Raw genomic sequence first — 14402 nt, 5'->3', positions numbered from 1 at the left:
GGCCGGGCGATGTCACTGCCCCTGGCTCTCCACGTACTCGAGGAACGTGCGGGGCATCGGTCGCTCCGCGGGCCCCTCGGCCGTCGGCACGATCACCGTGGTGGGGGCCGGGGCCACGAGGGCCCGATAGGCCAACACCAGCACGGAGCTGAAGGCCGTGAACGCCACCAGCCCGACGACCAGGACGCGGAGGGCCCCGCCCTCCGACGATGCCCGGACGTCTGAGCCGAGGTGTCGCTCCGGGGCGGGGGCGGGGCGGCTGTCGACCCGGCTCCATGCGACCTGCTGCACCACCTCCTGCCGCAGCAGATTGGTCACGGGCCCGTGGTAGTGATTGACGGTGACGTTGACGCGCTCGCCGCGGATCTCGCCGACCGTGAGCGAGCTGGCGGTCAGGTCGCGGCCCTTGGCCTCGGGGGCCGGTGCCGGTACGGGGCGGGCGTCCACCCGCTGCACCCCCGCGGGGCCCGGGGGCGTCGGCATCGGCGTCTGCGACCGGCCGGGGGCCAGGTCGACGGGGGAGAGACGTTGGGGCAGTTGGCTGCTCATGGGGCCTCCTGGTCGGGCAAGGGGAGCCGGTCGCTCTTCGGGTCGAACGAGAGCCCGAGCCGCTCGACCTCGGTGCGGGTCAGGTCCGTCAGCCGCTGCTGGTGCCCGGGCCGTCGGCAGGATTCGTAGGAACGGACGTGCTCGGCCGTTGGCACGACGTGCTCGGCCAGCCACTCCGGCGTCAGGTGGAACCGCCACTTGTGCGTGCCGGTCGCGCCCGGGACGATGGCGAAGCCGTGAAAGCCGTGCTCCAGGCTCGCCAGGGGGAGGTCCATGATCTCGTCGGGGTGGACCAGCGGATAGTCGGCGAAGGTCTCCTGGGCGGACGTGCCGTGCGTGGTCGAGGGCTGCTGGCCGATCGCCCGGCTCTGGCTCACGCTCACGCTGCTCGTCCACTCGTAGCCGTGCACGTGCCCCAGCAATTGCGAGCAATACTGGGCCCCGTCCGGGTCGGAGACCTTCAGGATGAGCTTCGACTGGCACTGCCCCAGGATGACGTTGGTCTTCGGCTTGCCGTAGAGGTGCACCAACTGCTCCGGCGTGTGGATGACGATCCCGATACGCACGCCTCGGCTCCGGCCCCGGACGAAGAAGTCCTCGACCTCCTCGGCGGGCCGGTTGTAGTTGAGGGCGGCGAATTCGTCGATGAAGACGTAATGCCGCCTCCGCTCGCTCTTCTCCTGCCCGATGAGCTTCTGCTTGAGGACCGTGAGCATCAGGTAATTCATCGGGCCGATGACGTGGTTGAACTGGAAGTCGCCCCCGGCGACCATCACGGCCTCGCCCCGGACCAGCTCGTCCAGGCTGAACCGCCGCCGGGCGTGCTCCATCAGCGCGGCGTATGTCTCCAGGTTGGCCAGCTTGGTCAGCAGCGAGGAGTCGATGTTGGCCTTCGTGGCCCCCTGGTCCGGGTTGAACAGCCGCAAGGTCCTCCGGACGCCGGGATCGGTCGAGGTGCGGCAGAGTTCCTCGGCGTACGTCTCGTGCATCGCCAGCAGGTAGGCCAGCCGCAGCGTCCACGGCACCTTGCGATTGACCAGCTCCCTCAGCACGGCGGCGAAGACGTGCCGCGGGGCGTCGGAGTAGAACTTGTTGTCCGTCCCGCTCGGGTCCTCGGGCAGCGCGGCGTAGGCGAACTGCCAGGCACCGGCCGGGTCGGTCACGTCCCGGCACATGTCCCAGGCCCAGCCCCGAGAGTCGAGCACGTTCGTCAGGACGACCTCCACCGGCAGGTCCATCGCCAGCAGCGAGCGGTACAGGTCGTTCTGCGGGTCGAAGATGAAGGCGTTGAAGAGGTCCAGCTCGTCCTCGCCGGGGAGGTGCTCGAAGATGCTGGCGATCAGGATCTCCAGCAGCGTCGACTTGCCCGAACCCGTCGAGCCGATCAGGGCGAAGTGGCCCCGGTCCACGCTCCGCGGCACCCGGGCGTTGGCCACCTGCATGGTGTGCGTCCGGAGCCACGCCGGGTCCGGGAGGCCGATGAGGGTGGCCCAGATCCCCCGGGCCGCGTCGCGGATCATCGTCGTTGCTGCCTCCTCCACTGGTCCTTGAGCGAGGGCCCGAACGACGGCACGCCCGGCAACCCTCGGGGCATGCGGACGGGGACCTGCGGGAGGGTATCCAGCCCGGCCAGGACCACCACGACGTGGACGTAGAGCGCGAAGATGACGAGAGAAATCACGCCGAGCAGGATCGCGCCCACGACCGCGGCGATCGCCTCCCCGGCCCCCACATACCCGGCCCAGAGGAGCGAGAGACCGGCGGCGATGCCCCCGAGCCGGATGCCCAGGCAAAGCAGCCGGTCGGAGGCGGCCACGATCAGCGTCCCGGCCGCCCGGACCACCCCGGGCAACACGACCCGGGCGAGGATGAGCAGCCCGACCAGGATGCTGATGGACGCCGCATCCCTCATCGCCACGGCGACCAGGAACCCGTGCCAGACAATCAGCAGGATCCCCACCGCCGCCCACCGGGGCAGCGCATGGGACAGCCAGCGCAAGTACCGCAGGAGCACGGCGCCCATCGTCGGTACTCCTCGGGTCCATCGATCCTTCCGGGGTAAGGGCGTGGGGCGGGCCCGGCTCAGTCCCCGGCGACGTGGTCGAGGAAATCCCCTCCGGCTCCGCCGGTCGGCGGCAACGCGAGGGGCGTCGCCTCCGACCACGACGCGGGACGCACCCGGGGGCGAGCGGTCCCGCTCGTGAACCGTTCCACGGGCTGCCCCGCGGTCTTTTCCGTCGGCGGCGCGGACTCGGCCTCCGGCTCGGCCGACGGCCTGGACTCCGGTTCCGCCATGTCTTCGAGCAACTTCTCCGTCCAACTGCTCAGGACGTCGCCGACGGCCGAGAAGGCGGACAGGAAGGCCGCCAGATCCGCCTCGATGCCCGCCCCGTCTTCCAGGTAGTATTCATCGTTGCGCACCCAGGTGAGCAGCTCTCGACTCGCGGCCGTCATCGCCTGAAGCTCTTGCATCTGCTCGCCGAACTCGGACGGGACCACGAGCTGCGAACGCAGCTCATGCCGGGCCGCCCGGGCGGCATACCAGTCGGCGGTCTTGGCATACATCGAACTGGCCCGGGCGTACGGCTCCTGCTCCGCCTTGGCCCGGAAATGGGCCTCGGCCTCGCGGAAGAACGTCGCCGCCGCGCCCGACGCCTTCTTCCAGGTCTCGAAGCTGCGACGCAGGGCGACCTCGTCCGCCGTGGCCTGCTCCCCCAGCCGGACGGCCTCGGCGAGCAGCCGCTCGAAATACCGGATGCGGTGGTTCTCCCGGACCGGGTCGAAGGCCGGGGCTCGCTCATGGGCGGCGATGGCCTGCTCGATCGCCTGGCGGATCCGGGTGAGCTGCCCCTGGACCTGCTGGGCCGACTTGGCCGCGGCCGCGCTCGCCCGCCCCGCTTTCTCTTGCAGGGACGGTTCCGGTGCGGGGGCCTCGGCCGCGGGCGGCGGGCCGGAGTTCGGGTCCCTCGGCCCGGGGCCGGATGGCCCCCCGCCTGCGGGCCCCTCCTCGCCGATGCCCGGCAAGGGCTGCCCGAACGGGTCCGGAGCGGCGTCCGTGGAGGCGGCTCGGACCATCACCCGACGAATCATCGCCTCTCGCAGGAGGCGATCCTGGATCGTCTGCTCCTCCCCGGGGGTGCGGGCGGGCCCATGGGAGTTGCGGACGAGCGCGGGGGTCCCATCGTAGACGGGATACTGCCACGCCGCGGCCGAGGCGGGGACGAGGGCGAGGACGACGTTGCTGAGCAGCCCGGGAAGCCAGAAACCCCGGGCCATCCTGCGTTCCGGTTGCCGTGACATGGTCCGTTCCTCTCAGTGGGCCAGTGAGCGAAATGCCGTGACAAGGTCGTCGAGAAACCGCTGCAAGCGGTTGCGCCGTCGTGTGGCGGGGTGATCCACCTCCTGCTCTGTGCTGAGCGTCCAGCCTTGAAAACGCCCCTCGTAGCGCTCGGCCCGGCGCTGGTCCTCGCGGGCCATCCAGTCGAGGAAGGTCTCTCCCCGGATCGGAGGGGCCGGTTGCGGCGGGGGCTCCGGGCCGCGGCCCCGCATCAGGGCGAAGGCCACCAGCACCGCGGCGACCATGACGAGTTGCTTCCGGCGGCGGGGCGGTTCCGCCGTCCGGCCGCGACGGCGGAACCGGGGCTCGGTCGCCTCCGACGAGGATCGCCCGGGACTGACCGGCGGGTCCTCGTCGGGCGGGGCGTGGGCGTCGGCACGCCCCGCGGCGATGCCCCCCTCCCCCGGCGTCGGCCGGGATTCCACGCCGCGGTCCCCCATCACACCTCCATGCCGGGCTCCGGCTGCGGGCGGTGCTTCGGGGGTCGGCCTCGCTTGCGGCGGGGCGGATCGGCCGGGGCCGACGGCGGCCCGTCGGCCTGCGTGATCGCCTTCGGCGACGCGTCGGGCAAGCTCGTCGCGGAGCCGCCCGACGCGGGAGGGAGGTCCCGCAGGGCCTCCCGGCCCTCGGCGAACGGGGTGCGGCCGGCGATCACGTCGGCCGTGAGGCCGCGGACGGCCAGCACGTCCTCGCGGTACTCGGCGAGCACCCGCTCCTTGTACTCGTCCCCCTCGGTGTCGATCTGTCGGGCGTAGTCGAGGGCCTCCAGGGCCGTCCGGAGACGATCCTTCTTGACCTCGACGGATTCCGATTCGAGGTCCGCCACGGCCTTCTCCGCCGAGACGCTGACACCGGCGAAGAAATACCGCTGGCAGAGGTCGCGGAACCAGTCGGCCAGCGGCCGAGCGATGAGATTCAAATTCATGGCTGCGGACTCCAAATCCACCGGGCGGACGGGGGACGGCTCGCCGGGCGGCGAGGCCTCGGGAAATGGGGGCGCAGGTTCTACGGGGCGGCCGAGAGGGACTCTCCGGGCCGGTCAGGAAGCGAGGAATCGTCCTCGCTGGTCGGGCGAGCGCACCGAGACGTCGATGCCCGCTCCATCTGCTCGACAGGCGAGGATAACCTCACTGCCCCACTATAGTCCCCTGAGATGGGATTTCAATCCCCTGTCAGGGGAATTTTCGATTTTCCCACCGGATTTCGGTCATTTTCCCGAGGGGACAGGGACATCCGGGATCGGCGATAAATTCAGGGACGGGAAATCTTTCCTGGTGTTGATTTCCGTTTGCTTCCTGTCGCCAGCTCGTATCCTGAAGCCGCCGGTCGGATAGCCAGCCTTTTGTCGGCAGTCGAGGTGCACCGGCAAGTTTTCCAGCCCCTTGTCCGGGTCGGTGTACGTCAGCCGCATCCTACATATCGAAGCATATTCGTTTATCTTTTCTACGATCTTTGAATTTTCATCGTAGTCGCCGAGGTTGCCGAGCCTATGCATCTGTTCGAGCAGGGCCTCAAGCTTCGGGACGAGCGCCTTGCGGACCGGATCAAGCTCGTCGTCCATATCCCTGATCGTTGCCAAGACCGTCTCCGCGGCCGATGGGCGAGCAATCATCTCACCGGCCAATTCCGGTATTCCCGTGACATCCCGTCTGTCTTCGCCGAGCTGGGCCATCCTTAGCTTCTGTCGTTCACGTTCCTTCTGGGACTGGCGTCGCCGGGTCTCCCGCCGCCGCTTCCTCTCCGCCTGGTGCTGCGCCTCGGGCTCCGGCGGGGGGAAAGCGAACAGGGGACCGAGCACATCGCTTTCGGCGAGGGAGATCCGGTGCCCGCCCGCCTCGCGGCTAATGGTTATGTAATCCCGTTTTGTCTCGTTACTCAAGCGCGCGAGTTCCTCCCTGCGGAGGTCCTCCTCGACCTCCGCCGCCGCCGCGGCGATGGAATGGACAATCGCGTCGAAGGAGTGTCGGATGCAGTCCTCGCGATGCTCGTGCTCGTGGTCACGGACGGCCCGGAGCAGGTCCACGAGCGAGCGCCTGCGCTGGTCCTCGGGCGGGTAGATCTTGTTCAGCAGCTCCTCGATGGCGGCCGTGTCCGCCGGTCGAGGCTCCTCAAGGCCCTCCGCGAGGCGACGGCCCAGGGCGACCACCTCCTCGTGGCGCTGCTTCGCCCGCTGCTGGGGTCTGACCAGCGTGTCCATTCGCATCAGACTGCGGGTGGCCAGGGCGATCGCGGCCCAGGTCGGCAGGGCCCCGAGGCCCTCCAGGATCCCCGAACGGGTCAACGTCGTGCGAGCATAGGCGGTCAGCTCCTTCGGTGCGGGACTTCTGGGCATGGGCGGAATGCCTCGGGCGTCGGGATCTCGGTCCGGGTCGACTCGCTCTCGGTCGCCTCTACATAACTTGCCTGCACCGCAGGATTGAACTCATTCGATTGTCCGGTAGACCGGGCATGCTCCCCAACCGCCCACCCTGATGCCGATCCTGAGCCCCTTGATCGCGCCAGGCTGCACGATCGGCCACTCCGATAGCCTTCCCCCTACCCCGACCATTGTTTTTCGCTCCTGGCGAATCCTGGGGCCGAGAGAAGCCATTCCGATTCCCGTGCTGTTCGGCATTCCCGGGGATCCGCGGCCCGCTCCCGTTCGTCCGCCCGGCCCTCTTTGTTCTCGCGATAACGCGATATCGCGTTATCGCGATGTCGCGAGGACAGGACTGCGAATTTCGCTCCCTGGAGTCGCTCAGGCTGCCCCGCTCTGCGGCTCCTCCTGAGGGCCCTCCCCTGCTCCGTCCGCGAGGGAGCCTCGCAAGCTGATGACCACTCCCCGGAGGGCCTCGTCGAGGATCGTGTTGATCAGGCCCGATCGGTCGGTCCCGCGCATGGCCGCGAGGACGGTCAGGCGAAGATCGTTCTCCGGGGAAAGGAGCAGGCTGCATTTGACCTTCTCCGCGCCCTTGCTCTTGGGTGTCTTGGCTCCCCTGCTCTTTCGCCCCTTCTGATTTCCGGGCTCCGGCTGCATCGTCGCCTCCTGTGGCTCGCCGAGCGATTCCGCTTTGCACCTGTCCTGCTTTCGGCTCTGGAGATCGGGCGACTTTGGCGGGCCGGACGCATTTGCTCCTTTGCTCGGATTCCCGGCGCCCCTTGCTACCCCCCTCCCCTGCCCCGCCTGATGGGCCTTCGATGCTCGAGAAACGGGCCTTCCGTTATCGCGAGAACACGCCTCCTGTTATCGCGATAACGCCTGCTCTGTTCTCGCGATATCGCGAGGACACAACGACGTAAGTCCTAAGAATTCAGTCATTTCCGCAGAACACCGAAGTGTTCTCGCGATATCGCCAGAGCACGCTGTCGCGATAACGCGATATCGCGAGAACGGTCAGCGGTCATAGGATTTCGTGTTGCGAACGGCGGTGTCCAGGAGCCGGGCGATGTTCTCCTCGAAGTTGGCGATGGAGGTCTGCTCGTTGTAGCGCGGCCGCTTCGAGAACTGCGTCCGGCGGCATTGCTTGCGAAGCTCATCCTTCACGTTGAAGAGCAGGGCGACGCAGGCTCGGAGCACATTGCTCGTCTTCACCCGCACGCCGAGGTCCCGGGCGATCTCGCTCACGAGCGTCTCAAGCTCTTCCTCCTCCTCGCGCGAGAGCAGCATCCGCTTCTCACGCACCAGTTCCTTGCGCTTCGACGGCTTCGCCGACGGGCCGGACTGGTGACTCCTCCGGGCCTCGGATGTTCGACGCCGAGGAGCCGCGTTGGGCTTCTCCTCGGCGGCCGGAACGTCCGCAGCGATGACCGGAGCGGACGGGGCAGGGGAGGGCTCCTCGACCACGGCCACCGCGTTCCCGTCTTCGATCACGGCGAGCGTGTTCCCGTCCTCGGCCGTCGCTTCTTCGTGGGGGCGACGGCTCAGCACGGAGCGGAGCACGCTTTCCTGGACCGGCCGATACTCTCGCTCATCTGGTGCAACCCGCTTAGCCATTGCCGACCGCCTCCTCCGCCATCTCTTCGCCATCGGTGTTTGCAGCAGCCTTGGTCCTCTTCGCCTGGGCGGCCGGGACCACGCCGAGCCGTGTCTCGATTTCCCGTGCAAGCTCGCGATATTGCTCGCAAAGCTTGTGCTGGGGATGGGTCTCGAAGAGGGTCTTGCCCTCCTTCTGGGCCTCGTGAACGACCACGGAACGGCTGATGGAGGACTCGAACTTGGCAGGGGAGCCGTCGTCGAAGCGGAAGGTGCGATCGACGTAGGCGATGAGCTGGCTCGCAAGCCGCGTCCGGCGACCATCCACGCCCGAGAGGATCACCCCGAGGATTTCGAGCTTCGGGTTGCCGTTCTGCTGGGCGTCCTGGATGTCCACGAGCGCGTCATTCAGGCCCGTGATGGCGAGCGGGTCGGGCATCGCGGCGAGGATGAACCAGCGGGCCGCCTTGTAGGCCGCGATGGTCGGCACGTTCGCGTTCGGGGCCGTGTCGAGGAAGATGTAGTCGTACTTCCCCTCCAGGCTCCTCAGCGGCTGGATGAGCACGTTCTGCTCGACGATGAACTTGCTCTTCTGGTGGAGGGCCTGCTCGGTGTTCTCCAGCTTGCGGCTGGCCGGGATCAGGTCCACGTTCTTCGGCAGCTCCAGGTCCTCGTCGCCGTTGGTGATGACGACGTCGAGGGGCTGCTCCTCGCCGATGAGCACCTCGTAGCTGCCGAGGAAGCTGTTGCTCGGCACGCCGAGGTGCCGGGTGGCCCCCTGATTCATGTCGAGGTCGATGATCAGGCACTTGCGGCCGGTCTCGCCGAGCGCGGCCGCCATGTGCACCGCGTTGGTGGTCTTGCCGACCCCGCCTTTCTGGTTTCCCACCGCGATGATGTGGGTCTTCCTGTCCCGAATCTGCTCCGATCGCCCGTCGCCACCATCCATGTTGCCCGTCCTCCCGAAAAAAATTTCTGCCCTGTTTTCGGCCTGTTCTCGCGATAACGCGATACCGCGATATCGCGAGAACGACCAACTCGACCGAGAGTCTCTCATCCGTAACCGGCTGGAGCAATAGGGAAATTGGGCAATCCGGCCTGTTCTCGCGATATCGCGATAGCGTCGCCTCTGTCCTCGCGATATCGCGATAACGCAACAAGTACCGGTTCAGGCGTCCACTCGGCGATGCAAGTAGGGCGTTGCCGCGTTTCTAACTGCGCCGATATACTCGCCCTGCGCTACTTCAAGCGACTTTTAGTGCCCGGTCCTTGCGTGCAGATATGACAAGGATTTGGGCCGAACTGCCAGGGGGCAGGGGGGAGTATGTAGGAAGGGATCGAGAAGCAAACCCCACAAACCAAAACAGCGACCCGATGGGTCGCTGATTGGGTCCGCAGGAAGTCTGGTGGCAGACTTCCCGAGGGGAGATTCGAGCCTGGTAACCTCGAATCTAGCCCCTCCGGGAATCCCCTGTCAACAACCCTTCTGAGCGGAATAGGGGGATTCTACGCCTTCTTCACGGCAACGTTACGCCGTCCCCAACCCCTTGCGGGTCACGCGGGCACCCGTCGATCGTCCGCTCTCGCATGGGCTGCGTGGAGAATGCATCAGAGAACACTCATCGGGAGGGGCTCCCGGAGGAAACCCGAGGGCGGGTTCGCGCTCATTCCGGTCATCCGCATCGCCATGGCGTGGTGGGCCTACGCGCGGAAGCTCATCCGGCTGGCCGATCTGAGGGCCTACTTCGCCTGCTACGAGCTGATCGCGAGGCGGTGCACCTTGCCCCCTGGGCGGGTCCCGAATTTCGCGCCAGGCGAACTCTGCGCCCTCACAGGCCTGCCCGAGAAGCGGGTCCGGGACTCGCTCCGTCGCCTGGAGCGGGCGGGGCTGCTCCGCTTCGCGTCCTCGGACATCCAGTTCACCGCCTCGCCTGACGCCCTGCCGGTCGAGGATCTCTCCGGCCTCTGGGCGTTGCTTGAGGCAATCCCGAACCGCAAGCGGCTCGTTCCCATCCCGCGGCGGATCCTCCGGCTCATCGCCGGGGGGGCCTCCCGGGCCCTGATCGCCACCATCCTCGGCCACTGCCTGCGCTGCCTCTACTCCTGGCCGAACGAGGGCATCAACGCCTCGGGCACCTGCAAGTCCTCGTGGATCGCCGCGACCTTCGGCATTTCGCTCCGAGCGGCCAAGGCCGCCCGGCAGCAGCTCATCGAACTCGGCTGGCTCTGCCCGGTGGACGTGCCACAGTGGGCCATGAACCGCTACGGGCAGCGGTTCGAGATCAATCTCGATTGGGATCGGCTGGACGGCACCGACGCGGAACGCGGCGGAGCCGAATCTCGGACGTTCGGCAGGGCAGGGGAGGGCGCTCCGATTTCTGCACCCCCTCGGGCCGCGATCGTCCCGATTTCTGCACCCCCTGAATCAGACAAGAATCCCCTTCGGGAATCTAACAACCAGAAACCCGCCGCGGGCGGTCCCTCTGGTTTTTTCCAATCGAAGCAGGAGAAGGATTCTCCGACACGCAAACCGCCGACGCTTCGCGACGTCGTCCCCGAGGATCTCCGCGACACGGAGCGGCTGCTTGAGCTTCACCGACAGGCCCGAAGCGAGGGCCTCGTCGGTACAAGCGAGCACGACCGGCTTCGCTTCGTCGCCGCGGCCGAGCATGCCCGGGTGATCGGGACGCGCAATCCCTGCGGGCTGTTCGTCCGGCTCGTGAAGGGCAAGCTCTATCACTACCTGACGCAGGACGACGAGGATGCAGCCAACGCTCGCATCAAGCGTCACTTCTACGGCGACCCGAGGAAACAAGGGCCGAAGTTGTTCCCGCCCGCCGTGCCGGAGCGGACCGAGCCGCGAACGCTCTCGGAGGATGCCCTGGTCGTGCGTTCCGTGAAAGCGGCCCTGGCTCGGGTCGGATTCCGGGGCGACCCGTTCTACGCGCTCAAACGCGAGAAGCCCGAGTGGACGCGGGATCGGTGGGATCGGGCGCTCGCCGAATGCGAGGGAAGGATGGGGCCGGTGCTGCGATAACCTCCTTTCTTGCGGCCTCATCCGGTTGCGGCGGTCCCCCGGGCCGTCACGGCTTCACGCGCAGAGCGGGCACGTGCCGTGCTGCTCGGGCGTCTCAAGCCGCGGGCTCACCGTCTTGGCGTAGTCGGCCCCGTCGAATTCCCCGGCGATCGATCGCCGGACGTAGTCGAGGGCCTGGGACTCGGAGCACCATCCGAAGGTGATGCTCTCGACCTGGCGGAACGTGCCGTCGGGCATGCGTTTCACGACGGCGAATTCCTGGGCCCCGTCCTCCGAGGTCGAATCGTTGAGGAAGAGATACCCGGCCAGCTCGAACGCCGTGCAGAGCGTCCACGTGTGCTGCGTGAGCGTCTCGGCGAGCTGCTCGGCCGACTCGACCGGCCCGACGCACCACGTTCGATTCCTGTGGAACATCGCGAGGCCTCCGGCTAGAGGTCGCGGCTGGCGGGGGCCAGTCGGCAGACCGTGTCGGTTTCCTCGTCCGTGAGCCGCCTCGCGAAGTGCTCCTCCCCGGTTCGCCAGAAGTAGATGAACGCCTCGGAGCCCTCGGCGAAGCAGAACTGGCCCCCGGCCTGCCACCTCGGCGGCAGGACCTCGAGGAACTCCCAGTAGGTCTCCTCGTCGACGGCGATGATCTGTCCGGGCTCGGCGTTGATGAGCCGGAGCCGGACGGCCTCGGAGTCGTCGTCCTCGGCCAGCGGCGTGACGCGGTCGCTCGCGCGGAGCGATGCCAGGAATGCGGCCAACTGTGCGGGCGTGGCCATCTCGCAAGAACCTCCTCGGGCTGATGCCGAAGAACCGGTGAAAACCGTTTCCACCGGCCCCCCGAGGGGTCCCGTGAGGCCATTCAGGCGACGGTGGAATCTGCGTGACGCCCTCGACCGCGGTGGGTCGAGGGTCCGACGTGTCGAACCCTCGGGGAGATCCTTCTCCCGGGAAATGCCTCGCTTCAGAACGATTGATCGCGGTCCTGGAGGGTCTTGTAGATCCAGGTGTGGCAGAGGTCGGCGACCTTGGCCACCACGAGCAGGTCGTCCTTGCCGAAGCTTTGCGACTGCTGCCACTGACCGGCCTTGATGACCGCCCCGGCCTCGTCGGTCTGGTCGTCTTCCTTCCAGATCCGATCGATCGTGACGTTGTAGACGATGCGGCCGTCATCGAGGCGATTGCCCCAGATGTTGCCGCGGATGTTGCGGATCCGGACCACCCGCACCGGGCGGTCCTTCTGGCCGTTGCCCTTCGCCCTGACGGGCGTTCGCCGTTGCTGCTGCGTCTGCTGCTGTCCGGCCATGATCGAGCCCTCGTTCACGCGGTCTTCGATTGTCGAGCCTCCTCCGTCGTCGGCTCGTCCTGATCGCTGCTCGGGGCCTGCTCCTGCTTGGGAGCGGCCGGCTCGTCTCGATCCATGGGCATGAGGAGGAACCTCACGCCGTCCTCGCTGCCCGGCGTTTCGCAGAGCAGGGGCTGGCCCTTCTCCGCCGGGAACCGGAGCGTGAACTCCGCCCGGCCGAGGGCATCGAGGAAGCTGACGAGATACGAGACGTCGAGGGACACGGAAGCGGGCTGCTCCCGGTCGGCGGAGACGTTCTGGACGACCGCGGCGACCTCGCTTGCGAAGGTCGCGTCGTCGTTGTCGACGTCGAGCCGGACGACGTGCCCGTGAAGGGTGAACTTCACGGCCCGGCTGCTCCTCGTGGTGAGTTTCAGGGCCTCGCGGAGGGCCTTGGCGAGCCGCGGCGCGTCGAGCACGCGGGCTGCCGTGGCCGAGGGTTCCTCGGGGAAGACCTGTTTCCAGCTCGGGAAACGGCCTTCGATCTGCTTCGCGATGAAGCGGAGTCCCTTCGCCTCGGCGATGAGCTTCCCGACCTCGGTGAAGCCGAGGCGGACGCTCGTCGGGGCCATCGCTTCGAGCACCGCGGCCAGGGCCCGGAGGGCCTTGCGTGGCACGACCGGTGCGAGCGGACGGTCTTCGGTCCCGGCCGCGGGAGTGAGTCCTCCCGTGGCGGGCTCAAACGCGTGGCTCAGCCTGCGGCCATCGGTCGCGATCAGGTGGAGCTGCCCACCGTCGGCTTCGATGGCCATGCCGCCCAGGGCGTACCTCGTGCTGTCCTCATCGACCGCGAACTGGGTGCGATGGATGAGTCGGACGAGTCGCCATGATGCGATCTCGACAAGAGTCCTGACCGGTTCGTCCTGCCGCGTCGGGAATTGCTCGGGGTCGAAGGTGGCGAGCGACGAAGTGCTCGCCCTGGTCTCGATCACGAGCTTCCGGGTCCTGGCGTTGGGATCCGGCTTGGCCGGGATCGTCTCGACCGGGACCTCTTCGACGCGAATCGAGGCGGCTTTGGACGCCTCTTTCAGCAGCTTCGGGAACTGCTCGGGGAGTTGCACGACTCCGGGCTCAAGGACGTCGGCGAGCGGAACCTCGACCTCGGCCCAGGCCTCGAAGTCGCTGGCACGGAGAAACCCGCGTCCATCTCCGATCGCTTCGAGTTGAACGGTCTGGAGGATGGCCTTCGGGAATCGGCGTGCGACCAGTCCGAGGACTGCGTTGTAGCGTGGCGTGAATGTTCTCGGGTTCAACCTCGCGTGGAACACACGTGCTGCCTCCTCCTCGTCGGTCTCGGGGAGAGGGCGTCCGCGCGCTCAAAACCTTCGAGCGACACCATCGGACGCCCTCGACCTGGTGCACGCGAGGTGCATCCGGCCGAGGGCGTCACTCGGTTACATCTGCTCGTATGAGTACAGCACCGCAAAGAACGATCTGGGCGACGATTACCACGCGAGGCGTGACGGAGTCACGAGGGGAAGCTCTCCGTCCGGGATTGCCCCCGCGGCCTGTCGCCCGTCGCCCGAAGGCCCTCCGGCGAAGCCGTACAATGGCCGAGGGGGAGGGGCGACAGGCCGCGGGGGCGCGTCCGAGAGTGAACGGGGGCAAGATGGGAAAGCCGGGGGAATGCTCCTGTGGTCCGAGCCCGGAGCCCCTTGGTGCTGCGTACCGGGAATCCCGGACTTGCTGCGATCGGGCCTAGAACGCCGGTGAATCGCCTTTTCATCAGGGAACGCCGTATTTACGGCCCGGTGATCGTTCGATCTCTATTCGATTCGGTTCATGTCTCTTAATTTCGATTTCGTAGGGCAGTCGGATAGGCCCCACACGTTAGTCTCCAGTGTCCTTTCGGTCTCATTGTGTGACCGACGGCACCCGGTAAACCGGCCTCACCAGTCGGATAAGGGCGCGGGGTCGCTCCCCGCCGATGCCGTTGGCGCGTAGCGCCGGGTACATCGAGAGGTGTTCGCCCGGTGCGACGGAGGCTCGTGAGCGTAATCCTCCGGCCTTGCGGCCCGAGAGTAATCCTCACGTTCTATCCGATGTTGATCCGCCCGGAAGGCGGGCGACGGGGACAGACCTCGTCAGAGGCCGACCTGGGCAAAGCGGGTGCGAATCCCGCACGGGGGGCAAGGGCTGCGATGCTCGTGCAACCCGTCTGGCGTGGGGAGCTTCCGCCTGGTGACAGGCGGAACCG

General features: G+C 67.3%; 15 protein-coding genes. 1 reads left to right on the top strand and 14 read right to left on the bottom strand.

Annotated elements, in window-relative coordinates:
* Positions 1–12: 12 nt before the first annotated feature.
* From TsocGM_RS20190 to TsocGM_RS20145, 10 genes are all read right to left on the bottom strand, one after another.
* On the bottom strand, positions 13–549 hold the full coding sequence (locus tag TsocGM_RS20190; RefSeq protein WP_126727274.1) for a hypothetical protein: 537 nt from the start codon (positions 547–549) through the stop codon (positions 13–15).
* The gene (locus TsocGM_RS20185) at positions 546–2069 is read right to left on the bottom strand and encodes a type IV secretion system DNA-binding domain-containing protein (protein WP_126727273.1); all 1524 of its coding nucleotides are present in this window, start codon (positions 2067–2069) and stop codon (positions 546–548) included. The genes TsocGM_RS20190 and TsocGM_RS20185 overlap by 4 nt, the downstream gene beginning before the upstream one ends.
* The gene (locus tag TsocGM_RS20180; RefSeq protein ID WP_126727272.1) at positions 2066–2572 is read right to left on the bottom strand and encodes a hypothetical protein; all 507 of its coding nucleotides are present in this window, start codon (positions 2570–2572) and stop codon (positions 2066–2068) included. Before TsocGM_RS20180 ends, TsocGM_RS20185 begins: the two co-directional genes overlap by 4 nt.
* A gap of 59 nt (positions 2573–2631) precedes the next feature.
* Positions 2632–3825 carry a hypothetical protein gene (locus TsocGM_RS20175; RefSeq protein ID WP_126727271.1) on the bottom strand — a complete coding sequence of 398 codons (1194 nt, stop codon included), beginning with the start codon at positions 3823–3825 and terminating at the stop codon, positions 2632–2634.
* Positions 3826–3861: 36 nt separating this feature from the next.
* Positions 3862–4326, bottom strand: a complete 465-nt coding sequence (locus TsocGM_RS20170; protein WP_126727270.1) for a hypothetical protein — start codon at positions 4324–4326, stop codon at positions 3862–3864.
* Complete coding sequence (locus tag TsocGM_RS20165; RefSeq protein ID WP_126727269.1) at positions 4326–4811, bottom strand: hypothetical protein; 486 nt, start codon at positions 4809–4811, stop codon at positions 4326–4328. Before TsocGM_RS20165 ends, TsocGM_RS20170 begins: the two co-directional genes overlap by 1 nt.
* A 282-nt stretch (positions 4812–5093) precedes the next feature.
* Positions 5094–6083, bottom strand: coding sequence for a hypothetical protein (locus TsocGM_RS20160; protein ID WP_126727268.1), 990 nt, complete (start codon positions 6081–6083; stop codon positions 5094–5096).
* Positions 6084–6623: 540 nt separating this feature from the next.
* Entirely contained in the window at positions 6624–6902 is a 279-nt protein-coding gene (locus TsocGM_RS20155; protein WP_126727267.1) for a hypothetical protein, read from the bottom strand.
* Positions 6903–7259: 357 nt separating this feature from the next.
* Entirely contained in the window at positions 7260–7859 is a 600-nt protein-coding gene (locus TsocGM_RS20150; RefSeq protein ID WP_126727266.1) for a hypothetical protein, read from the bottom strand.
* Entirely contained in the window at positions 7852–8787 is a 936-nt protein-coding gene (locus TsocGM_RS20145) for a ParA family protein (RefSeq protein ID WP_158633658.1), read from the bottom strand. Before TsocGM_RS20145 ends, TsocGM_RS20150 begins: the two co-directional genes overlap by 8 nt.
* Before the next feature lie 654 nt (positions 8788–9441).
* Between TsocGM_RS20145 and TsocGM_RS20140 the strand changes: the two genes are divergently transcribed.
* Entirely contained in the window at positions 9442–10875 is a 1434-nt protein-coding gene (locus TsocGM_RS20140) for a hypothetical protein (protein ID WP_126727264.1), read from the top strand.
* A gap of 54 nt (positions 10876–10929) precedes the next feature.
* Here the strand turns inward: TsocGM_RS20140 and TsocGM_RS20135 are convergent, their stop codons facing one another.
* The 4 genes from TsocGM_RS20135 to TsocGM_RS20120 all read right to left on the bottom strand — a co-directional run bounded on the left by TsocGM_RS20135 (position 10930) and on the right by TsocGM_RS20120 (position 13473).
* Positions 10930–11289: a hypothetical protein gene (locus tag TsocGM_RS20135; protein WP_126727263.1), complete on the bottom strand. Its 360-nt coding sequence runs from the start codon at positions 11287–11289 to the stop codon at positions 10930–10932.
* A gap of 14 nt (positions 11290–11303) precedes the next feature.
* The gene (locus TsocGM_RS20130; RefSeq protein ID WP_126727262.1) at positions 11304–11639 is read right to left on the bottom strand and encodes a hypothetical protein; all 336 of its coding nucleotides are present in this window, start codon (positions 11637–11639) and stop codon (positions 11304–11306) included.
* Positions 11640–11824: 185 nt separating this feature from the next.
* Positions 11825–12166 carry a hypothetical protein gene (locus TsocGM_RS20125; RefSeq protein ID WP_126727261.1) on the bottom strand — a complete coding sequence of 114 codons (342 nt, stop codon included), beginning with the start codon at positions 12164–12166 and terminating at the stop codon, positions 11825–11827.
* Between the two features lie 14 nt (positions 12167–12180).
* Positions 12181–13473 carry a DNA polymerase III subunit beta gene (locus TsocGM_RS20120; RefSeq protein WP_126727260.1) on the bottom strand — a complete coding sequence of 431 codons (1293 nt, stop codon included), beginning with the start codon at positions 13471–13473 and terminating at the stop codon, positions 12181–12183.
* Between the last annotated feature and the right edge of the window lie 929 nt (positions 13474–14402).

This window comes from Tautonia sociabilis (assembly GCF_003977685.1).
Taxonomy (GTDB): Bacteria; Planctomycetota; Planctomycetia; order Isosphaerales; family Isosphaeraceae; genus Tautonia; species Tautonia sociabilis.
This window is presented reverse-complemented; position numbering and strand designations above follow the sequence as displayed.